Below are 20,384 nucleotides of genomic sequence, written 5' to 3'. Positions count from 1 at the left end.
CACCGAGGCGTTCGGCCGGATGCTCGCCGAGATGCAGCACCTGCACCGCGCTCACCCGGGTGCGTCATGGTGACCGGAAGCGGGGGGGGAGGGGAGGGGGGGAGAGGGCCCGGTAAAAAGACGCTGCTGGTTGGCCGGGACTATTCCGCGCCCCCCCCCCCCCCACCCCCCCCCCCCCCCCCCCCCCCTCCCCACCCTCCCCCCCCCCCCCCCCCCCCCCCCCCCCCCCCCCCCCCCCCCCCCCCCGCCGCCTTCCTCCGCGCGCGCCCCGGTTTACGGCTCCGCGCGGCGGGCGAGCTGGGTGCGCGAGCGGGTGACCAGGGCCGCGAGCAGAGCGGCGCCGAGCGGCACGGCGACGATCAGCAGGGCCAGCGTGCTCCACGGGACGACGATCGGCACGTGCGGCAGCCTGCTCGTGCCGCCCCAGCCCCCGTCCAGCGCCTGGTGGTAGTACTTCCACTGCTCGCGCCGCTCGGTGTGCCGCAGCCCCACCGCGGGCAGCACGCCCGCCGCCGAGCCGAGCACCACGCCCATCGTGGCGATCACCCCGCACTGGAGGCCGGAGAGCGTGCGCCGCACCCGCGGCGGCGCGCCGATCGCGGCGAGCGTCTTCAGATCGGGCTCGGCGTCGGCCTGCGCGAGGCCGGTGGCGATGCCCGCGGCGCCGATGGTGACCAGGCCCGCGAAGAGCGTCAGGGCGAGCAGCACCAGGCTGTTGTCCCTGGTGTAGCCGCGCTCCAGATAGACCTCCGTGTCGGTGCCGATCTTGGCGAGGTCGCTGTCCAGCGCCTGCCGCTCGGGGCCGTTGGGCATCCGGGCGTTGGTGTAGAAGGAGCCCAGCGGCATCGTGTCGATCCCGACGCCGTCGGCGGCCTGTTGCGGCATCACGGCCAGCAGCCCGTACGTCCGGTCACGGCCCTCGCCCGCCAGGTGCACCGGCACCGACTTGACCGGGCCGACCGGCTCCTGTCCGTCGGGCACCGCCTTGCTCGTGTCCAGGGTGATCTTCAGCTTGAGCGTGCCGCGGTCGAGGTACCCCTTGTCGAACAGCACGGTCTCGCCGCGCGCCAGCGCCTGTTCCGCGTCCCCGTCCCGGATGCCGAGGGCGTGCAGGACGGCCGGGCCGCCGATCAGGACGGCGCTGCTGGTGGGCATGGCGGTCAGGCCCTCCACGTACGCGCAGCGCCAGTCGTGGGCCAGGGCACGGCGCTCGGCCAGGGTGAGCGCGGTCGCGCCCTCCGGCCGGTCGGTCGGGCACACGTTGGCGGCCGGCTTCACCGGCTGGACGTCGCCGCAGCCGTCGCCGCCACCGCCGCCCGCCTGGCAGTTCTTGCCGCCGACGACCATCGCGGACACGTCGGCGCGGCCGGAGACCGGGTAGCGCTTCTCGACCGCCGCGCGCACCGCGGTCAGGTCACGCCCGCGGTCGCTGTAGGCCGCCACCGCCACGACGCCGCGCGGCAGTTGGGCCTCGTACGCGTCCCTGTCCTGCCGGTCGGCGCTCGCGGAGTACGTGGCGACCGCGACCGTACCGGCGACGGCGGCCAGCACGGCCGCGACCGCGGGCGCCGTACGGCCCCGGTTGCGCACCGCGTCGCGCAGCGCGAGCCGCGGGGACAGCGGCAGCCACTTGCCGGTCCTGCCGAACATGCCGACCAGAGTGGGGGTGAGCGCGACGATGCCCAGCTCCGCGATGCCGGAGCCGCCGCCGACCGCGAGGGTGCTGTCGGTGCGCAGCGAGCCGAAGACCGCGATGCCGCCGCCGAGGCAGATCGCGCCGATGCCGAGGACCGGCAGCACGCGGTTGGCGTGCCGCACACCGCGCCGCCCGGTCAGCGACGCCAGCACGCTCTGCCGGGACGCGGTGACCGCGGGCACGACGGCGGCCAGCAGACCGGTGAGTACGGCCAGGCCCGCGATGCCGAGCAGTTCGAGCGGGCGCAGCGTCAGACCGCCGAAGCGGCGGCCGACGAAGTCCTCCAGCGGGGAGCGGAGCAGGACCGTGAGCAGCAGGCCCAGCAGGGTGCCGACGACGGCCGCGGCGACGCCGATCACCAGGCCGCCGGAGAGCACGATCGCCCGGATGTGGCGGCGGTCGCCGCCGTTGGCGCCGACCAGACCGAGCTGGCGGCGCGAGCGCCGCGCTCCGACGGCGAAGGCGGGACCGGCCAGCAGGCAGATCTCCAGCATCGACAGGCCGACGATGGTCGCCGCCACGGCGACGGCCGTGGCCTTCCCCGTGTCGCCGGTGCGGTAGGGGGCGCTGCCGTTGCGCGACTTCGTGTAGAGCGGCACTTCGGAGTCGGCGGGCGGGTGCAGCACCACCGCGCGGGACTTGACGTAGATGCCCCGGGTGTTGGCTTGCTGCACCATCTGCCAGGAGTAGTCGCCGCTCGGCAACCCCACCAGGTAGGTGGTGTAGGCCGAGTCGTCCTCGCCGTTCAGCGCCTTGCGCGCCGCGGTGTAGGGCGCGATGAAAGCGCCCGGCCGCGCGATGACCTGCTCGGTGCCGAGCGTGTCCGGCAGGTCGTACGCGCCGACGATCTTGTACGTACGGTCCACGTCGCGGACGACAAGCTTCGAACCGACCTTCAGGCCGGCGGACTTGAGGAACGCGGTGGTGGCGATGACCTCGTGGTCGGCCGCCGGGTAGCGCCCGCGGTCCAGGTGGGTGATGCCGCGCGCCAGCGGGTCGCCCGCCTCCAACTCCCGCACGGGGGCGGCGAGCAGACCGTACTTCGTCTTGAAGCGGGCGTAGGTCTGGGAGTCGGAGATCCAGCGCGCGCCCCGGGGCAGCGCGGTCAGCGGGTCGGTCGGCTTCGGGGTCTCCTGCTGTTCCGCCAGGTCCGCCGCCGACGGCGTGGCGTCCGGGTCCGCGGTGGCGTCCTTCACCGAGGTCCAGATGTCCGCGGGCGGGTCCTGGTAGATCGGCCGCCCGTTGGCGTCGGCGTCCGCAAGGCGCGCGTCGGCGGCGCCGATGTCTCGGCTCAGCTTCTGCTCCGGGCTCAACTGGGAGCTGCGGATGGTGATGTCGGCGGCGCTCACGCCGATGATCGGCAGCGCGATCATCGCCAGCACCATCGCGCTGCGGCCCTTGGAGCGCCAGGCGTCACGGCGGGCGATGCGGATGGCGGCGCGCCACGAGTTGAGGTTCCCCGCGCGGGCGCTCGGGCCGCGGTCCTGCGAGGCGGCCGGGTCCTGCGAGGGGCCGCGGTCCTGGGAGGCGGCGCGGTCCTGGGAGGCGGCGCCGCTCACTGGGCCGCACCGCCGGTCAGCAGCGACTCGGCGGAGGAGCGCAGCGTCATGTCCACGACGGAGCCGTCCCGCAGGAAGACCACCCGGTCCGCCCACGCGGCGAACCGCGGCTCGTGCGTCACCAGGATGCCCGCGGCGCCCGCGTCACAGCGCGAGCGCAGCAGCGCCAGTACGGTGTCGCCGGTCTCCGAGTCCAGCGCGCCGGTGGGCTCGTCCGCCAGGACGAGGCGGCGGTCGCCGACCAGCGCGCGGGCGATGGCCACCCGCTGCTGCTGGCCGCCGGACATCTCGTCGGGGAAGCGGTCGGCCAGCTCGCCCAGGCCCATCTCCTCCAGCGCGGCGACCGCCTCGCGGCGCGCCTTGCGGGCGCCGGTGCCGTCCAGCTCGCGGGGGAGTGCCACGTTCTCGGCGGCCGTCAGCGCCGGTATCAGGTTGTAGTCCTGGAAGACGTAGCCGATGCTGCGGCGGCGCAGGGCCGCGATCTCCTTGCGGCTGGCCGTGGTCAGGTCCGTGCCCTCCACGATCACCCGGCCGGACGTCGGCAGGTCGAGGCCGCCCGCGATGGTCAGCAGCGTGGACTTGCCCGAGCCCGAGGGGCCCATCACGGCGACCAGTTCCCCCGGACGCACGTCCAGGTCTATCCCGCGCAGCGCGTGCACCTCGGTCGCTCCGGTGCCGTGCACGCGGGTGAGGGCTTCCAGGCGGAGGACGGGCGCTTCCGGCGGCGCGGCTTCGGTGTGCGGCTTTACGGACATGGGCGGTGCGTCCCCCAGGGTCGTGGAGTGCTCGTGCGGCGAAGTGCTCGGGTGCTGGCGTGCTCGGGTGCTGGCGTGCTCGGGTTTCGGGGTGCTCGGGTTTCGGGGTGCTCGGGTTTCGGGGTGCTCGGGTGGCGGTGGTCCGGCCGCTGGTCGGGCGGGCCGGTCCTGGCCGGGAGGTGGCCGCGCGACGCGGCCGGGCGCAGGGGTGGGGCGTACGGGGTCGGGCGTACGGGGTCGGGCTTAGGTGCCGGACGTACGGGCCGGGCGTACGGGCCGGACGTACGGGCCGGACGTACGCGGTCAGGCGTACGGGGCCGGGTGCCGGTCGGCGCGCGGCTCAGCGGCGGGCCCGTGTCCGCCTCAGCGCGCCGCGCAGCACCCCGTCCGGCGCGGCGTCCTTCTCCTCGCCCTTCCCGTCGTCCAGGCCGCCGCCGTCGGCGGGGTCGGCGGAACCGGCGGAACCGGCGGGGTCGGGAGTCGGGGCCGGTGCGGCGGGCTCGGCCGCCGGGGCCAGCGCCGTCAGCCGTACGAGCCGGGTCTCGCAGTGGTCGAGCCACCGCGCCTCGGCCTCCGCCTGGAAGATGAGCTGGTCGAGAACGAGCTGCCAGGCCACGTCGTCGCGGTCCGGCGCCCCGCTCTGCGCGGGCGCCGCCTCCAGCGCTTGGCCCTTCAGCCGGGTGTAGTCCTGCATCGCCCGGATGGTGTGCGCGCGCTGCGCCTGGATGACGGCCCGCACGTCCACCTCCGGCGATCCGACCGCCATGGCCAGCTTGATCGCCAGCTCGTTCCGCGGCGGATTCGCCCGGTCCACGGGCCGGGCGAACCACTCCCGCAGCTCACCCCGCCCGCCCTCCGTGATGGCGTACAGCGCGTGTCCGGCGTCGTCCTCGCCCGCCGGCACCACCAGCCCGTCGCGCTCCAGCCGCGCCAGCGTCGTGTACACCTGCCCCACGTTCAGCGGCCAGGTGGAACCGGTGCGGGACTCGAACTCTGTTCTGAGCTGGAAGCCGTATCGCGGCCCCCGCTCCAGGAGGGCCAGCAGGCCGTGGCGGATCGACATACTGAGTATGTATACCGAGTATGGACCCGCCTTTCAAGGCCGCGGCGACCCGTCCGACCGGGCACAACGGGACATGAGGGGCGCGTGCGACCGCCTCGGGGTCAGTCGCGGCGCAGGCGCAGGCCCAGGAAGCCGAGACCCAGGCCGACCAGGGCGAGGCCGGCGCCGAAGGGGAGGATGCGCAGGACGCGGCGGCCGGGCTCGTAGACGGCGGGAGTCTGCGCGCGGGCCTGGGTGCGGGCGGCGTCGGGTCCTGCGGGCGCCGAAGGGCGCGGCGGGGCCTGGGCGGGCCCGCCGTCGGGGACCAGGAAGGGCGCGGAGCGCGCGGCGCCGTAGGTGGACCGTACGGGCGGGGTGAGCGGCGGCCTGGCGGCCCCGGCGCCCGGTACGGACGTCGGTGTCGGCGTCGGGACCGGTGGCCGCAGCGGGCCCGCCGGGGTGGCGGGAACGGCGGGGGAGGCCGGGGGCCGGACGCCGACCGTGGGGTCGGGGGCCGGCTTGGCGGCCGGAGCGGTGGGGGTGGGCGTGGGCGTGGCCGGAGCGGTCGGCTCGGTGGTGGGCTCCTCCGTCACCGGCGGCCCGCTGGGCCCGGTGGTCGGCGCGGCGTCCTGGCGTCCCCCGTGTCCGGGGGCGCCGACCGTCTCGTGCCGGCCGACGAGGCCGGGGACCAGCCCGGTGAGCACCTCGGTGACGATGTCCGCGCCCGGCGCCGGGAGCGGACGGACCGCCGGGGCCGTGGGCTCGTCGGGCCCGGGCGCGACCGCCCACGCGGAGCCCGTCGCCATCACCGTCGCCGTCGCCGTCGCCGGAACGAGCAGCGCCCCCGCGAGCAGCACGGGCGCCGCCCTCCGTATCGCGCATCGCCTGTCGGGTGCCCGCCGCACACGTCCCGCCTCTCCACCGAACCCTGTGTGGATTCAGCGTCACACGCGGCAACATTTCCGGCATCCCGGACGGCCGGCTCCGTATCGGACCGTTATCCGCGAGAGGGCGTGTTCATGCCGTGGTCAGGAGCACTTTTCCGATGTGGGTGCTGCCGTCCACCACGCGGTGCGCCTCGGCCGCGTCCCGCAGCGGGAGCGTACGGTCCACGACCGGCCGTACGGTTCCGGCCTCGATCAGCGGCCACACGTGCTCGCGTACCGCCGCCACGATCGTGGCCTTCTCGTCCAGCGGCCGGGGCCGGAGCGAGGTCGCGGCGACGGCGGCGCGCTTGCTCAGCAGCGTGGCCAGATTCAGCTCGCCCACGAGGCCGCCCTGGAGGCCGATGACGACCAGGCGGCCGTTGACCGCGAGCGCGTCCACGTTCCGCCCGAGGTACTTCGCGCCCATGATGTCGAGGATCACGTCGGCCGTGACGGCCTTCTCGAACTCCTGCTCGCGGTAGTTGATCAGGATGTCCGCGCCCAACTCCCGGCAGGCCGCCAGCTTCTCGGCGCTCCCCGCCGTGACGGCGACCGTCGCCCCCACCGCCTTGCCGAGCTGGACCGCCATCGTGCCGATCCCGCTGGAGCCGCCGTGCACCAGCAGCGTCTCACCGGGGCGCAGGTGCGCGGTGAGGAACACGTTCGACCACACCGTGGCCGTCACCTCGGGCAGCGCCGCCGCCGTCACCAGGTCGATCCCCTTGGGCACCGGCAGCAGTTGGCCCGCCGGCACCGCCACCTTCTGCGCGTACCCGCCGCCCGCGAGCAGCCCGCACACCTCGTCCCCGACCCGCCACCCCGCGACCCCGGAGCCCACCTCGACGATCCGCCCCGAACACTCGAGACCCGGATACGGCGACGCCCCCGGCGGCGGCTCGTAGAACCCCTGCCGCTGCAACAGATCCGCCCGGTTCACCGCCGTCGCCGCCACCTCGACGACGACCTCGCCCTCCCCCGCGACCGGATCCCCCACCTCCGCCCACGTCAACACCTCGGGCCCGCCCGGCTCCGGAATCGTCATCGCATACATCCCCCGAGGCTACCGCTGCCCTCAGCCCCCCAGCCCGCCGGTTCCTTTGCGCCGGACGGCCCGCCGATCTTTTAAGGGGCGCGGCCCCGCCGGTTCCTTTGCGCCGGACGGCCCGCCGAGCTTTTAAGGGGCGCGGCCCCGCCGGTTCCATTGCGCCGGACGGCCAGCCGATCTTTTAAGGGGCGCGGGGAACTGCGCGACCAGCCCCCCACCGTGGCGCGGACAAAAAACCGGCCCCAGCGGGGCAGATGCCGTCGTTCTCGGGCTGACAGCCCGGCGGGGGCTGAGCGCGCAGTTCCCCGCGCCCCTAAAAAAACACGCCCTGCGCGCCTGGCGCACCGGCCGAGGCGAAGGAGACGCGAGGGGCCGCGCCCCTGAAAAGGGGGTTCTGCGCACGTGCGGGTGGGGGACCTAGGCGAGGGGCGGGCCGGCGGGCCCGGCACGGTGGATGGCGATCACGCGGTCGGTGAGAAGCAGAGGCGCAGCCTCCGGATCGTCGTGGTCGAGAAGCCGATGCCCCCGCTTGACCGACACGACGAGGTCGTGAAGGTCACGCGGCGCCTGCCCCGCCTCGGCCTTGGTCACCGGCCGTTCGATGAGATCGAGCCCGCTCCCGTAAGTGATGAGGTCGTCCATGACGACCCCGACGCTGGGGCTGAGCATGGACAGCCCGAGAAGCCGCCCGGCGGCACTGGAGCTGGTGATGACGGCGTTGGCCCCGGACTGCCGCAGCAGCGGCGCGTTCTCCTCCTCGCGGACGGACGCGACGATATGGGCGCGCTTGTTGAGCTGACGCGCGGTCAACGTGACGAGCACGGCGGTGTCGTCGCGCTGCGCGGCGATGACGATCTCCTTGGCGACCTGGGCCTCGGCCCGCAGCAGCACGTCGTTGCGGGTGGCGTCGCCGACGACGGCGACGTACCCCTCGTCCGTCGCGGCCTGCACGACCTTGGGGCTCGGGTCGACGATCACGATCCGGCTCTGCGGAATGCCGCGGCCGATCAACGTCTGGGCCGCCGACCGGCCCTTGGTCCCGTATCCGACGATGACCACATGATCGCGCAAGGTTCTCCTCCAGCGCTTGAGGCGGAACTGCTCGCGGGTCCGCTCGGTCAGCACTTCCAGGGTCGTCCCGACCAGGATGATCAGGAAGATCACGCGCAACGGCGTCACCAGGAAGGTGTTCGCGAGCCGGGCGCCCGTACTGTACGGGACGATGTCGCCGTAGCCGGTCGTCGACAGCGTCACCGTCGCGTAGTAGAGCGAATCCAGGAACGACACCGAGCCGTTGGCGTTGTCGTGGTAGCCGCCGCGGTCGAAGTAGACGATCAGGACGGTGGCGAGCAGGACCAGCAGCGCCATCAGCAGGCGGCGCGAGACCTGGAGCAGCGGGCCCGCGGCGGGACGCGGGAAGGCCACCCGGCGGTACCCCGCCGTACCGGCGGAGATCGCCGCCGAGGCGCTGCCGTCGCCCGTGCCGTCGGCGCCGTCCGCGCCGCCGGGGGGAGGATCGGCGCGACCGGCCGCCGCGTCGTACCGGGGCAGTTTCATATCCCGCTCCCCATCATGTGCCGCTCACCTTCATATACCGGTGTCGTCCACCGGTCCGACGACGTATCGCTTCGCGTACGGGATCACGTACCACGTGACATGGGCTGACGGCGGTCACGTACCCCGTACCTTCACGTATCGAGCACCACCGCGTACGCACCGGGGTGCCCTCACGTGCCGCTCCCCCACGCCAGCGCGAGCGCCCCGGTGTCGAGTACGGCCGTGTCGTCGCCCGCGCGGGCGCCGCCGGGCGGGATCACGGCCATGCCGTCGGCGGCGGCGAGGCCGCGGAGCATGGCGGGGCCGGAGTAGGTGAGCGGGCGCGCGGCGGAGTCGTCGTCGAAGACGACCGGGACGAGCCGGGTGTCGACCGGGTGACCCGGCACGTCGGCGGTGAGCGGGGCCGCGTACGGGGCCGGTACGGGGCGGCCCGCGAGGGTCCGCAGCAGGGGGGCGGCGAGGGTCAGGACGCCGGACACGGCGGCCAGCGGGTTGCCGGGCAGCCCGATGAGGTGGGTGCCCGAGGGGAGTTCGGCCAGCACCATGGGGTGTCCCGGGCGGACGGCGACGCCGTCGACCAGCAGTTTCGCGCCGAGCGCGGCGAGGACCGGGTGCAGGTGGTCGACCGGTCCGCCCGCGGTGCCGCCGGTGGTGACCACGAGGTCGGCGGTGCTCTCGCGGACCGCCCTGCGCAGGAGGTCGGCGTCGTCCACCAGCCGCCGTACCGCCACCACTTCGGAGCCGAGCGCGCGCAGCGACGACGGGAGCATCGGGCCGAGCGCGTCCCGTACCCGCCCCGACCTGGGCAGGCCGTGGTCCAGCAACTCGTCGCCGAGGACCAGGACTTCGACGCGCGGCCGTACGGTGACGGTCAGCTCGTCGTAGCCCGCGGCGGCGGCCAGGCCGAGTACGGCGGGCGTCACGACGGTGCCCGCGGGCAGCAACTCCTCGCCGCCCCTGCACTCCTGGCCGCGCGTTCTGACCTCCTGGCCCGGCGCGGGCGCGGGGTGCGGCGACCGCACCTGCAACCACTCGCCGTCCGTGCGGCGCTGCGTCCAGCCGTGTTCGCTGCGCAGCACCGCGGTGGTGCCGGTCGGCACGGCGGCGCCGGTCGCGATGGGGGCGGCGTGGCCGACGAGCAGCGGCTCCGCCGGGCGCTGCTGTCCGGCGAGCACCGAGGCGCCGCGCAGCCGCCACGGGCCCGGGCCCGCCACCGCCCAGCCGTCCATCGCGGAGGAGTCGAACGACGGCAGGTCCGTCAGCGCCGTCAGCGCCCTGGCCAGCGTCATGCCCAGCAGGTCCTCTCCCAACTCCCGTGTTTCGGAGCCGAGTCGGCGGCCGACGCGGCGCGCGATCCGCCGCGCCTCGGGCCACGGCACGGCGTCGGCGGGGGAGGGGAGCGGGGGTTGGGGCTGGGGCTGGGGCTGGCGCTGGGGTTGGGCGGGTGCCTGCGCGGGGGCCGGGCCCTGGACGGGGGGCCGGGGCGCGGGGCCCTCCGGGGTGGGGGCGGTGTCGTCCCGGCCGTGGCGGAGGGCGACGGACAGCGGGTCGTTACGGTCCTGGCCTCCGGGACGGGCCGCGCCGGCGGCGGTACGGCGCGACTCGTTGGCCAGGGCGAGGGCGTCGTCGAGCGCGCGGTCGGCCGCGTCGGAGGCGCGCGGGTCGAAGGCGCGCGGGTCGAAGGCGCCCGCGCCGGGACGGGTGCCGCTCATTCCGCCGGTTCCGGGTCGGTGCCGGGGGTGCCGGGGGTGCCTGGGGTGCCGGGGGTGCCGGGGGTGCCGGGGGTGCCTGGTTTCCGCGCGTCGGCCTCTTGCGCGTCGGCCTCCTGCGCCCAGCGCACGGCCAGGGCGGCGGCCTTGTCGGCCGCCTCCCGTACGGCCTCGGGGCCGCCGCCCGCGCGCGCCGCCGCGTAACCCACCAGGAAGGTGGTCAGCGGCGCGGCCGGACGGGCGACGCCGTGCGCCGCGTCGCGGGCCAGATCGAGCAGGACGCCGGTGTCCACGTCCAGCTCGATACCCAGTTCGGTCTTGGCTGCTGCGATCCATTCGTCCAACACAGGGCCATGGTCCCTGAAACCTGGCTCGCTGTGGGACAGGCTCACCCCTCGGACACCCCGTCCAGCCGTGCCCGCGCCACCGCCACGTCCTCCCACGTATCGCAGTCGAACGACGCGTCCCCCGTCGGATCGGCCCGCCTGCGCACCACCAGCTCCCGTGTCAGCAGCCGCAACGGCAGCCCCGCCAGCCCGCCGTGCTCCCCCTTGAGCAGCGCCATCTCCCGGCGCAGCGCATCCCCCCAATACGCCCCCGCCAACGGCTGATCCCGCCCTCCCGCGTCGGTGAGCAGCACCCCTTCCGTCCCGGTGCCGAGCGCGCCCAGCGCCTCCACCAGGCCGGTCACGGCGCCGACCGTCAAGAACGGCAGATCGGCCGCCAGCACGACGACGATTTCCGGCGCGGGAAGCGGCGGCCCGGATGGGGCCAAGTGGGCCAACGCGGTCAGCCCGGCGTCGAGCGCGGGCAGCGGCCCGCCCCCCGGCGGCTCCTCCCGCGCCCAGCTCACCGGCCGAACGGTCCCGCGGCGCGGCCCCACGACCACCGTCCGCTCCGCCCCCGCGCACGCCGCCAGCACCCGGTCGAGCAGCATCCGCCCCCCGACCTCCACCGCCGCCTTGTCCACCCCCCCGAGCCGCCTCGCCCCACCCCCGGCCAACACCACCGCATCAAACCCAGTCGCCACCCCCCGAGTATCCCCGGCCCCGGCGCACCCCGATCTTTTTTGGCGCGCCCCTGCACTGGACGGTGCGCCGATCTTGCAAGGGGCGCGGGGGGCACCTCCCAGCGCCCGGGGGTCAGACGGCGGCGAGGAGAACGGCCGGGCTCTCGACGCAGTCAGCGACAAAGCGAAGGAACCCCCCTGCGGTCCCACCGTCGCAGACCCGGTGATCGAAGGTGAAGGAGAGCTGCACGACGTGACGCACGGCCAACTCACCCTGGTGAACCCACGGCTTGGGGGCGATACGGCCGACACCGAGCATGGCGGCCTCGGGATGGTTGAGGATCGGGGTGGAACCGTCCACCCCGAAGACCCCGTAGTTGTTGAGCGTGACCGTGCCGCCGGTCAGGTCCCGCGGCGTCAGCGCCCCCGTCCGAGCGGCCTCGGTCAGGCGGCCGATCTCCGCGGAGAGCCCGGCCGTGGACCTGGTGTGGGCGTCGCGCACGACAGGCACGACCAGGCCGCGTTCGGTCTGCGCCGCGAAGCCGAGGTGGACGGCCGGCAGCCGTACGATCTCGCGCCGCTCGGTGTCGACCGTGGCGTTCAGCTCCGGGTAACGGGCCAGCCCGGCCGTCACGATCCTGGCGAAGAGGGCCAGCACCGAGATCCGCTCGCCGCCCGAGGCGTTCATCGCCGCCCGCGCGGCCAGCAGTTCGGTGGCGTCGGCGTCCACCCAGCACGTGGCGTCCGGTATCTCCCGCCGACTGCGGGCCAGCTTGTCCGCGACCATGCCGCGTACCCCGCGCAGCGGCACCCGCTCCTCCCCCGCCGGCGCGGGAGCCGGGGCCGGGGCCACGGCAGGTGCCGCCGGAGCCGCCACCGCGCGCTCGACGTCCGCCCGCAGGATCAGCCCGTCGGGCCCCGTACCGGCTAGGGCCCGCAGGTCCAGCCCGTGTTCCCTGGCCAGCCGCCGTACCAGCGGCGATATGACGGCCACCGGGCCGTCGGCGACAGGCGTCCCTGCGACAGGCGCCCCGGCGACGGGCACCTCGGTGACCGAAACCGCCGCCTGCACCGAACCGTCCACCGCCCGCACCCGTCCGCGGCGCCGCGCCACCGCCGTACCGGTGCCGTAACCGACCAGCACATTGCCCGAGCCCTCATCGGCCCCGCCGCCCGAGGCGTCCGAGTCGCCCGAGGCGTCCGGGCCCGCCGGGTTCCCGGCCGCGTCGGAGTGCGAACCCACCGCGACCGTGACCAGGGGGCGGCCCACGTCGAGGGTGTCGCCCTCGGCGCCGAAGCGGGCGGTCACGACACCGCCGTAGGGGCAGGGGACCTCGACGACGGCCTTCGCGGTCTCGACCTCGACCACCGGCTGGTCGATGGCGACGACCTCGCCGACCTCCACCAGCCAGCGCACGATCTCCGCCTCTGTGAGCCCTTCGCCCAGGTCGGGGAGCGTGAATTCCTTGACGACGGCCATCAGCCCTCCCACTGCAAGCGGCCGACGGCGTCGAGAATCCGGTCGACGCCCGGCAGATGGTGCCGTTCCAGCATCGGCGGCGGGTAGGGGATGTCGAATCCGGCGACGCGCAGGACCGGCGCCTCCAGGTGGTGGAAGCAGCGCTCGGTGATCCGGGCCGCTATCTCGGCGCCCATGCCGCCGAAACCGGACGACTCGTGCACGACGACCGCCCGCCCGGTGCCGCGTACGGCCGCCGCGACCGTCTCCTCGTCGAAGGGCACGAGGCTGCGCAGATCGACCACGCCCAGGTCCCAGCCCTCCTCCTTGGCGGCCTCCGCCGCCTCCAGGCAGACCGGGAGCGAGGGGCCGTAGGTGACCAGCGTCGCGGTGCGCCCGGTGCGCCGCACCACGGCGCGGCCGATCGGCGGAACCTCGGCCGGCGCGGCCGGCGACCAGTCGGACTTGGACCAGTAGAGCCGCTTCGGCTCCAGGAAGACCACCGGGTCGTCGGAGGCGATGGCCGCCCGCAGCAGCCCGTAGGCGTCCTCGACGGTGGCCGGGGTGACCACGTGGAGGCCGGGGGTGTGCGCGTAGTACGCCTCGGAGGAGTCGCTGTGGTGCTCGACGCCGCCGATTCCGCCGCCGTACGGGATGCGGATGGTGATCGGCAGCGGCAGCGCGCCACGCGTGCGGTTGCGCATCTTCGCCACATGGCTGACGAGTTGCTCGAACGACGGGTAGGCGAAGGCGTCGAACTGCATCTCGACCACCGGGCGGAGCCCGTACATCGCCATGCCGACCGCCGCGCCGAGGATGCCCGCCTCGGCGAGCGGGGTGTCGGTGCAGCGGCTGTCGCCGAATTCGGCGGCGAGCCCGTCGGTGATCCGGAAGACGCCGCCCAGGGTGCCGATGTCCTCGCCGAGGACGTGGACGGAGTCGTCGGCCGTGAGCGCGTCACGCAGCGCCTGGTTGAGGGCCTGCGCCATGGTGGCGGGTCTACGGATGGGCGCGGCGGCGCGGCCCGCGGTCGGTGCGACGGTGGTCATGACTGCCGCTCCGCTTCCAGCTCGGCCCGCAACTGGGCCTCCTGCTGCCGCAGTTGCTGGGTGGGCTCGGCGTAGACGTGGGCGAACAGCTCCATCGGGTCGAGCCGCGGATCGGCGTTCATCCGCTCCCGCAGGTCCGCCGCCATGGTCTCGGCCTCGTCGGCCGCGCTCCGCCTGACGTCGTCGTCGAGCAGTCCGCGGCCGGTCAGCTCCCGTTCCAGCAGGGCGATCGGGTCGTGCGCGCGCCAGGCGGCGACCTCGTCGTCGTCGCGGTAGCGGGTGGCGTCGTCGGCGTTGGTGTGCGCGTCCATCCGGTAGGTGACGGCCTCCACGAGCGTGGGGCCGCCGCCGTCCCTGGCCCGCCCGACGGCCTCGGTCAGCACCTCGTGCACGGCGGCCGCGTCGTTGCCGTCGACCAGCCGTCCCGGCATCCCGTAGCCGACCGCCTTGTGGGCGAAGGAAGGGGCCGCGGTCTGCTTGGCGAGCGGCACGGAGATCGCGAAGCCGTTGTTCTGCACGAGGAAGACCACCGGGGCCTGCCAGACGGCCGCGAAGTTCAGCGCCTCGTGGAAGTCGCCCTCGCTGGTGCCGCCGTCGCCGACCATGGCGAGCGCCACGACGTCGTCGCCGGTCAGCCGGGCGGCGCGGGCCAGCCCGACCGCGTGCGGGAGCTGCGTGGCCAGCGGGGTGCTGAGCGGCGCCACCCGGTGTTCGTGCGGGTCGTAACCGGTGTGCCAGTCGCCGCGCAGCAGCGTCAGCGCCTCGACCGGGTCCACGCCTCTGGCGACCACCGCGAGGGTGTCGCGGTAACTGGGGAACAGCCAGTCACGGGGCCGCAGCGCGAGAGCGGCGGCGACCTCGCAGGCCTCCTGACCGGTGCTCGACGGGTAGACGGCGAGCCTGCCCTGCTTGGTGAGGGCGGTGGCCTGCCGGTTGTAGCGCCGGCCGCGGACGAGCTGCCCGTATAGCGTGCGGAGCAGGGCGGGGTCGAGCTCCGCGGCAGCGGGGGTGCCGAGCAGCCGGTACGGCTCCGGGTCGGGCAGCAGCGGCGCGGCTTCGGTGCGGGGGCGCCAGGCAGGGGTGTCCAGCACGGTCATCGCGAGCACCTCCTTGTGGTCGGTGACCGAAAAAGCGATCGGGCGTGAGCGGGTGTCGCTCCCTACCGATTGTTCGGTCGCCGGAGGCATTTTGGCTACAGGGTGGTTTCGCCTGTGGACAAACGGTTCTGCACAGCCTGAGATGGAGCCAGTACGTCCATGGTAAGGAGGCACGGGGGGATGGCGAGAGAACAGATGGCCGCACAGGACCCGGAGGTCCGACCGCTGGACCCGATCGACCGCACGATCCTGCGGCTGCTCCAGGAGGACGGAAGGGCCTCGATACGCTCCGTCGCCGAGCGCGTGCACGTCTCACGGGCGAACGCGTACGCCCGGATCAACCGGCTCATCGAGGACGGGGTCATCCGAGGTTTCACCGCTCGCGTCGACCACGAACGCGCGGGCCAGGGCGCGTCCGCGTACATCACGCTCAAGATCGTCCAGAATTCCTGGCGGACCGTCCGTGAACAACTCATCACTCTTCCGGGTGTTGCCCACATTGCCCTGGTAAGTGGTGATTTCGATGTTTTGCTGCTGGTCCACACCGCCGACAACCGGACCCTGCGCGAACTGGTCCTCACCCGGCTCCAGGCCATCGAGGAAGTCCTCAGCAGCCGCACCCTGCTGGTCTTCGAGGAGACCGACCAGGTCGTCGGCGACTGAGGACCGGTGCCGGCCGCGACCGCGACCAGCGCCTCCGGTCAGCCGCCGTACTTCTTGAGGAACGCCTTGACCTTGGCGTAGTTCGCCTCGTCGGACAGCATGCTCACGCCGTGGTTGAAGCCGCCGACGATCGTCAGGTCGTTCTCCTTCGCCTTCTTCGTCAGCTTGCTCAGCTCCTTCGTGGAGTCCTGGAAGGGGCTGTCCAACTCGGCGGCCATGTAGAAGACGGGCATCGTCAGATTCGGTACGACCATCGAGGCGTCCATGCCGGAGTACGTCGAGGGCGCGGACAGCGAGACGACGGCGTCGACCGGCGGCGTGATGGTGCCCGCGGCGGACAGCACCGCCGTACCGCCCTTGGACGCGCCGACCAGCAGCAGCTTCGTCACGCCCTTGGATCGCAGGTAGGCCGCCGCCGCGGTGAGTTCCCGCACCTCGCTGCCCGCGGAGTTCACGGCCAGCACGCGGTAGCCGTCCGCGGCCAGGTCCTGCGCGTGCGGCACCCACTGGCAGACGTCCCCGTCCGCCTGGTGGGCCAGCACCAGCCCGGTGCCGCCGGTGCCGGTCAGATAGCCCTCGACGTCCTGGCCGTCCCCGCCCGGGAAACTCACCGAGCCCGCCTTGGCCTGTTCGGGTGACAGGCAGCCGAAGCCGTTCGCCGTGGCGGTGGGCGTGGGGGCGGGCGCGGCCCTGTCCTTGTCCTTGGCGCCCCCGCCTCCTCCGCACCCGGCCAGCAGCAGGAGGGAGACGGCCAGCGCGGAGGCGGCCACCGCCCGCACCGGCGGCCCGAATCGCGCGACAGATCGCTCAGCGGAGAACATGGCTGGATCGTGCCGGGGCCACCCCCGGTGGGTCAATGGTCTGGACCATCCGACCGCACGGTCGCCCGGCTCGCCGTCGCTACGTACGCAGCCCGTCGAACGCCAGCCGCACCACCGCGTCCGACACCTGCTGCCTGTCGAGCGCGCCCTTGGCCTCCGGCCGGTACCACTCCACGATCGAGTTGATCATCCCGAAAAGCAGCCTGGTCGCCAGCCTGACGTCCACGTCGCCGCGCAGATCGCCGTCCGCGACCGCCGCCTTCAACAGATCCGCCACCCGCTGGTCGAACTCCCTGCGCCGCTCCATCGCCCAGCGCTCGGTGTCGGTGTTCCCGCGCACCCGCAGCAGAAGGGTGACGTAGGGAAGTTCCGCCATCAGCACCTCTGTCGTACGCCGGGTGACGTACTCCAGGCGCCGCACCGCGCGGCCGTCGACCGCTCCGGGCTCCTCCAGGATGCCGAAAAGCCCCTCAAGGGCGCGGCCCACCGCCCTGTTCAGCAGTTCTTCCTTGCCGCGCACATGGTGGTAGATCGACGACTTCGAGATGCCCGCGGCGCGCGAGAGATGCTCCATGGACGTGCCGTCGTAACCGCGCTCGTTGAAGACCTCGACGGCGACGGCGAGCAGCGAATCCGGCGTATAGGTGTCGCGCTTGGGCATGGTCATGAGGAGATCATTCTTCCTCCGCCCTCGCGCGCCACAGCACTTCGACCGAAGGCGCGTAACGGCCGTTGGGGTAGTACGAGTGCAGCGACTCCAGCGTTTCGCGCACCCAGGACAGGGAGAGCCGCTCGCCCCATTGCAGCGGGCCCAGCGGGTAGTTCACACCGAGGCGCATGGCGGTGTCGACGTCGGCGGCGGACGCCACTTCCTTTGCGACGGCGTCGGCCGCGAGGTCCACCAGCATCGCGACCGTCCGCGCCACGATCAGTCCGGGGACCAGCCGGATGACGCTGACCTTCTTGCCGAGCGCCTGGAAGAGCCCGACGGCCTCCGCGAGCGCCGCGTCCGGCACCTCCGGGGTCCGCGCGAGCGCCATCCTGGTGGCCGTCGTGTAATCGGCCGCCAGGTCGAACTGGATACCCGGCTCCAGGGTGCCGTCCGCCGGGTAGAGATACGTTCCGTCACTCAGCTCGAAGCCCTGGACGCCGTCGTCCTCGGTGACCTCGATCCCGGCCGCGCGCACCAGGCCGACGAGGGCCTGCGCGGGACCCAGATCGCCGTGCAGCACGCGCCGCGGCGCGTCCGCGGGCTCCGCGGTGTGCGGTCCTGGCGCGGCACCACGCTCCGGCGCCGGTTCGTACACGAACCAGCCGCGGCCCGTCTTGCGGCCGAGGCGGCCGGACTCCACCAGGCGGCGCTGGGCGAGCGACGGCGTGAATTTGGGGTCGTGGAAGAACGATTCCCACACCGATCTGGTGACCGCCTCGTTCACGTCCTGGCCGATCAGGTCGGTGAGCGCGAAGGGGCCCATGGCGAAGCCGCCGCATTCGCGCAGCACCGCGTCGATGGTGGCGGGGTCCGCGGCCCGCTCCTCGTGGACGCGCAGGGCCTCGGCGTAGAAGGGACGGGCGATCCGGTTGACGATGAAGCCCGGGGTGTCGGCGCAGCGCACCGGGGTCTTTCCCCAGGCGGCGGCCGTGTCGTAGGCGGTGTCGACGGCTGCGGGGTCAGAGGCGGCGCCCGCGACGACCTCGACCAGCGGGAGCAGCGGGGCCGGATTGAAGAAGTGCAGGCCGACGAGGCGGCCGGGCAGCCGCAGGACGCCCGCGACGGCGGTCACCGACAGGGAGGAGGTGTTGGTCGCCAGCAGGCAGCCGTCGCCGACGGTCTCCTCCAGTTCGGCGAAGAGCCGCCGCTTGACGGCCAGATCCTCCACGACGGCCTCGACGACGAGCGCGGCCGGTGCCAGGTCCGCGATGCCGTCGGCGGGGACGAGCCGGTCCAGCGCGGCCCGGTGTTCGGCCGTGTCGAGGCGGCCTTTCTCGGCCAGCCGGGCCAGCCGCGCCCCGACGCCCGCCGCGGCCTTCGCGGCCAGTCCCGGCGCGGCGTCGTACAGCAGCACGCGGTGCCCCGCGAGCAGCGCGACCTGCGCGATTCCCTGGCCCATGGTGCCTGCGCCGACGACGGCGACGACACCGCCGCGGTCAAGTGCGGTCACGGTGGCACAGCTCCTTCCCGAGGTACTGCGGAGATCCTGCCGGGTCTTTCCGAGTTATCCACAGGCCGGGACGTCCCTCTTGTCCCGACCGAACATTCGGTTAATCTAGCGTTGTCTCTGCTACTCAGCCCAGCTCGACGAGGAGTTGGTCCGCCATGTCCGCCACTGTCTCCGCCGTGACCTTGATCGAACGCCATCGTGACACGCTTGACAAGGCGCTCGATGCCGTCAGGACCCGGGCGTACTGGTCGCCCTACCCCGAGCACCCCAAGGCGTACGCCGACGCCGACGAGGGCAAGGCCGCCTTCGACGCGCTGCTCGGCCACCGCTTCGAGCTGGACCAGCCCGGCACGGACGGCTGGACGGGCACCGAGCGCTCCCCGTACGGCCCGGACCTCGGTGTGGAGTACCCGCACCCCGATCCGGACGTGCTGCTGCCCGCGATGCGCGCCGCGATGCCCGCCTGGCGGGACGCGGGACCCGAGGCGCGCGCCATGGTGTGCCTGGAGATCCTGGCGCGGATCAACGCGCGGACGCACGAGTTCGCGCACGCCGTGATGCACACCTCCGGGCAGGCGTTCACGATGTCCTTCCAGGCCGGCGGCCCGCACGCGCAGGACCGCGGCCTCGAAGCGGTGGCGTACGCGTACGTGGAGCAGGTCCGCACCCCGGAGACCGCGGAGTGGATCAAGCCGCAGGGCAAGCGCGACCCGCTCAATCTGCGGAAGTCCTTCACCGCGGTGCCGCGCGGCATCGGCCTGGTGATCGGCTGCAACACCTTCCCGACGTGGAACGGCTATCCGGGGCTCTTCGCCTCCCTGGCCACCGGCAACGCGGTGCTGGTCAAGCCGCACCCGCGCGCGGTGCTGCCGCTGGCCCTGACCGTACGGGTGGCGCGCGAGGTGCTGGCCGAGGCGGGCTTCTCGCCCGACCTGGTCTGCCTGGCCGTCGAGCGGCCCGGCGAGGGCCTGGCCAAGACCCTGGCGCTGCGCCCCGAGGTCCGGGTCATCGACTACACCGGCTCCACCGCCTTCGGCGACTGGCTGGAGGCCAACGCCCGCCAGGCGCAGGTCTTCACCGAGAAGGCCGGCGTCAACACCGTGGTGATCGACTCCACCGACGACTACCGCGGCATGCTCTCCAACCTCGCCTTCTCGCTGTCCCTCTACAGCGGCCAGATGTGCACCACCCCGCAGAATCTGCTGATCCCGCGCGACGGCATCGACACCGACGCGGGACGGCGGAGTTACGACGAGGTGGTCGCCGACATCGCGGGCGCGGTCGACGGGCTGCTCGGCGACGACGCGCGGGCCAACGCGCTGCTCGGCGCCCTGGTGAATCCGGACGTCAAGGCACGGCTCGACGCGGCCCCCGGGCTGGGCGAAGTCGCCCTCGCCTCCCGCTCGGTGACCCACCCGGACTTCCCCGACGCGGTCGTCCGCACCCCGGTGCTGGTCAAGCTCGACGGCGCCAAGCCGGACGCCGAGGCGGCGTATCTGTCGGAGTGCTTCGGCCCGGTCGCCTTCGCCGTGGCCGTGGACTCGACCGCCGACGCGCTGGAGCTGCTGCGCCGTACCGTCCGCGACAAGGGCGCGATGACGGTCGGCGGCTACACCACCTCCGCCGAGGTGGAGCGCGGCCTGGAGGAGGTCTGCTGGGAGGAGTGCGCGCAGCTCTCGCTCAATCTGACCGGCGGTGTGTACGTCAACCAAACGGCCGCCTTCTCCGACTTCCACGGCTCCGGCGGCAATCCGGCGGCCAACGCGGCGCTGTGCGACGGCGCGTTCGTCGCGAGCCGCTTCCGGATGGTGGAGGTGCGGCGGCCCGCCTGATCG

Annotated in this window: 15 protein-coding genes and 1 pseudogene; 2 read left to right on the top strand and 14 right to left on the bottom strand. The window is 73.7% G+C overall.

Annotation, left to right across the window (positions count from 1 at the left end):
- Positions 1 to 273: 273 nt before the first annotated feature.
- The 11 genes and pseudogenes from ACZ4EF_RS35405 to pdhA all read right to left on the bottom strand — a co-directional run bounded on the left by ACZ4EF_RS35405 (position 274) and on the right by pdhA (position 14,903).
- Positions 274 to 3,069, bottom strand: a complete 2,796-nt coding sequence (locus tag ACZ4EF_RS35405) for an FtsX-like permease family protein (protein ID WP_467508297.1) — start codon at positions 3,067 to 3,069, stop codon at positions 274 to 276.
- Positions 3,070 to 3,251: 182 nt separating this feature from the next.
- A complete protein-coding gene (locus ACZ4EF_RS35400) occupies positions 3,252 to 4,010 on the bottom strand; it encodes an ABC transporter ATP-binding protein (protein WP_355336729.1) in 759 nt (252 codons plus the stop codon).
- 340 nt (positions 4,011 to 4,350) lie between these two features.
- Entirely contained in the window at positions 4,351 to 5,073 is a 723-nt protein-coding gene (locus ACZ4EF_RS35395) for a PadR family transcriptional regulator (protein WP_467508291.1), read from the bottom strand.
- Positions 5,074 to 5,174: 101 nt separating this feature from the next.
- A complete protein-coding gene (locus ACZ4EF_RS35390; RefSeq protein WP_467508289.1) occupies positions 5,175 to 5,909 on the bottom strand; it encodes a hypothetical protein in 735 nt (244 codons plus the stop codon).
- Positions 5,910 to 6,069: 160 nt separating this feature from the next.
- Positions 6,070 to 7,029, bottom strand: coding sequence for an NAD(P)H-quinone oxidoreductase (locus ACZ4EF_RS35385; protein WP_467508287.1), 960 nt, complete (start codon positions 7,027 to 7,029; stop codon positions 6,070 to 6,072).
- A 411-nt stretch (positions 7,030 to 7,440) separates the two neighbouring features.
- Positions 7,441 to 8,580 carry a potassium channel family protein gene (locus ACZ4EF_RS35380; protein ID WP_188279870.1) on the bottom strand — a complete coding sequence of 380 codons (1,140 nt, stop codon included), beginning with the start codon at positions 8,578 to 8,580 and terminating at the stop codon, positions 7,441 to 7,443.
- A 170-nt stretch (positions 8,581 to 8,750) separates the two neighbouring features.
- Positions 8,751 to 10,292 (bottom strand): molybdopterin molybdotransferase MoeA, encoded by a 1,542-nt coding sequence (locus ACZ4EF_RS35375; protein ID WP_467508285.1) that lies wholly within the window; start codon positions 10,290 to 10,292, stop codon positions 8,751 to 8,753.
- Positions 10,289 to 11,295, bottom strand: a pseudogene (locus ACZ4EF_RS35370) (DUF6457 domain-containing protein). The gene ACZ4EF_RS35375 and the pseudogene ACZ4EF_RS35370 overlap by 4 nt, the downstream one beginning before the upstream one ends.
- Positions 11,296 to 11,431: 136 nt before the next feature.
- On the bottom strand, positions 11,432 to 12,778 hold the full coding sequence (locus ACZ4EF_RS35365; protein ID WP_467508283.1) for a dihydrolipoamide acetyltransferase family protein: 1,347 nt from the start codon (positions 12,776 to 12,778) through the stop codon (positions 11,432 to 11,434).
- Entirely contained in the window at positions 12,778 to 13,806 is a 1,029-nt protein-coding gene (locus ACZ4EF_RS35360) for an alpha-ketoacid dehydrogenase subunit beta (protein WP_467508281.1), read from the bottom strand. The genes ACZ4EF_RS35365 and ACZ4EF_RS35360 overlap by 1 nt, the downstream gene beginning before the upstream one ends.
- Positions 13,803 to 14,903 carry a pyruvate dehydrogenase (acetyl-transferring) E1 component subunit alpha gene (gene pdhA, locus ACZ4EF_RS35355; RefSeq protein WP_355336722.1) on the bottom strand — a complete coding sequence of 367 codons (1,101 nt, stop codon included), beginning with the start codon at positions 14,901 to 14,903 and terminating at the stop codon, positions 13,803 to 13,805. Before pdhA ends, ACZ4EF_RS35360 begins: the two co-directional genes overlap by 4 nt.
- A 180-nt stretch (positions 14,904 to 15,083) precedes the next feature.
- Between pdhA and ACZ4EF_RS35350 the strand changes: the two genes are divergently transcribed.
- Complete coding sequence (locus tag ACZ4EF_RS35350; protein WP_188279875.1) at positions 15,084 to 15,566, top strand: Lrp/AsnC family transcriptional regulator; 483 nt, start codon at positions 15,084 to 15,086, stop codon at positions 15,564 to 15,566.
- Between the two features lie 38 nt (positions 15,567 to 15,604).
- Here ACZ4EF_RS35350 and ACZ4EF_RS35345 read toward each other — a convergent pair whose 3' ends face one another.
- The 3 genes from ACZ4EF_RS35345 to ACZ4EF_RS35335 form a co-directional block, all read right to left on the bottom strand.
- A complete protein-coding gene (locus ACZ4EF_RS35345; RefSeq protein WP_467508278.1) occupies positions 15,605 to 16,387 on the bottom strand; it encodes an alpha/beta hydrolase family protein in 783 nt (260 codons plus the stop codon).
- Between the two features lie 79 nt (positions 16,388 to 16,466).
- On the bottom strand, positions 16,467 to 17,054 hold the full coding sequence (locus ACZ4EF_RS35340; RefSeq protein WP_467508276.1) for a TetR/AcrR family transcriptional regulator: 588 nt from the start codon (positions 17,052 to 17,054) through the stop codon (positions 16,467 to 16,469).
- Positions 17,055 to 17,061: 7 nt separating this feature from the next.
- Positions 17,062 to 18,549, bottom strand: a complete 1,488-nt coding sequence (locus ACZ4EF_RS35335; protein WP_467508274.1) for a 3-hydroxyacyl-CoA dehydrogenase — start codon at positions 18,547 to 18,549, stop codon at positions 17,062 to 17,064.
- A 155-nt stretch (positions 18,550 to 18,704) separates the two neighbouring features.
- Here ACZ4EF_RS35335 and paaN point away from each other — a divergent pair, with 155 nt between their 5' ends.
- Entirely contained in the window at positions 18,705 to 20,381 is a 1,677-nt protein-coding gene (gene paaN, locus ACZ4EF_RS35330; RefSeq protein WP_467508272.1) for a phenylacetic acid degradation protein PaaN, read from the top strand.
- Positions 20,382 to 20,384: the final 3 nt, after the last annotated feature.

Source organism: Streptomyces sp. NPDC025721 (assembly GCF_055558595.1).
This window is presented reverse-complemented; position numbering and strand designations above follow the sequence as displayed.

Bases quoted from the DNA above. Each gene is read 5' to 3' on its own strand.
- paaN (WP_467508272.1), top strand. From the start codon at position 18,705: ATGTCCGCCACTGTCTCCGCCGTGACCTTGATCGAACGCCATCGTGAC.
- ACZ4EF_RS35345 (WP_467508278.1), bottom strand. From the start codon at position 16,387: ATGTTCTCCGCTGAGCGATCTGTCGCGCGATTCGGGCCGCCGGTGCGG.
- ACZ4EF_RS35360 (WP_467508281.1), bottom strand. From the start codon at position 13,806: ATGACCACCGTCGCACCGACCGCGGGCCGCGCCGCCGCGCCCATCCGT.
- ACZ4EF_RS35380 (WP_188279870.1), bottom strand. From the start codon at position 8,580: ATGAAACTGCCCCGGTACGACGCGGCGGCCGGTCGCGCCGATCCTCCC.
- ACZ4EF_RS35385 (WP_467508287.1), bottom strand. From the start codon at position 7,029: ATGTATGCGATGACGATTCCGGAGCCGGGCGGGCCCGAGGTGTTGACG.
- ACZ4EF_RS35365 (WP_467508283.1), bottom strand. From the start codon at position 12,778: ATGGCCGTCGTCAAGGAATTCACGCTCCCCGACCTGGGCGAAGGGCTC.
- ACZ4EF_RS35400 (WP_355336729.1), bottom strand. From the start codon at position 4,010: ATGTCCGTAAAGCCGCACACCGAAGCCGCGCCGCCGGAAGCGCCCGTC.
- ACZ4EF_RS35340 (WP_467508276.1), bottom strand. From the start codon at position 17,054: ATGACCATGCCCAAGCGCGACACCTATACGCCGGATTCGCTGCTCGCC.
- ACZ4EF_RS35395 (WP_467508291.1), bottom strand. From the start codon at position 5,073: ATGTCGATCCGCCACGGCCTGCTGGCCCTCCTGGAGCGGGGGCCGCGA.
- pdhA (WP_355336722.1), bottom strand. From the start codon at position 14,903: ATGACCGTGCTGGACACCCCTGCCTGGCGCCCCCGCACCGAAGCCGCG.
- ACZ4EF_RS35405 (WP_467508297.1), bottom strand. From the start codon at position 3,069: ATGATCGCGCTGCCGATCATCGGCGTGAGCGCCGCCGACATCACCATC.
- ACZ4EF_RS35350 (WP_188279875.1), top strand. From the start codon at position 15,084: ATGGCGAGAGAACAGATGGCCGCACAGGACCCGGAGGTCCGACCGCTG.
- ACZ4EF_RS35375 (WP_467508285.1), bottom strand. From the start codon at position 10,292: ATGAGCGGCACCCGTCCCGGCGCGGGCGCCTTCGACCCGCGCGCCTTC.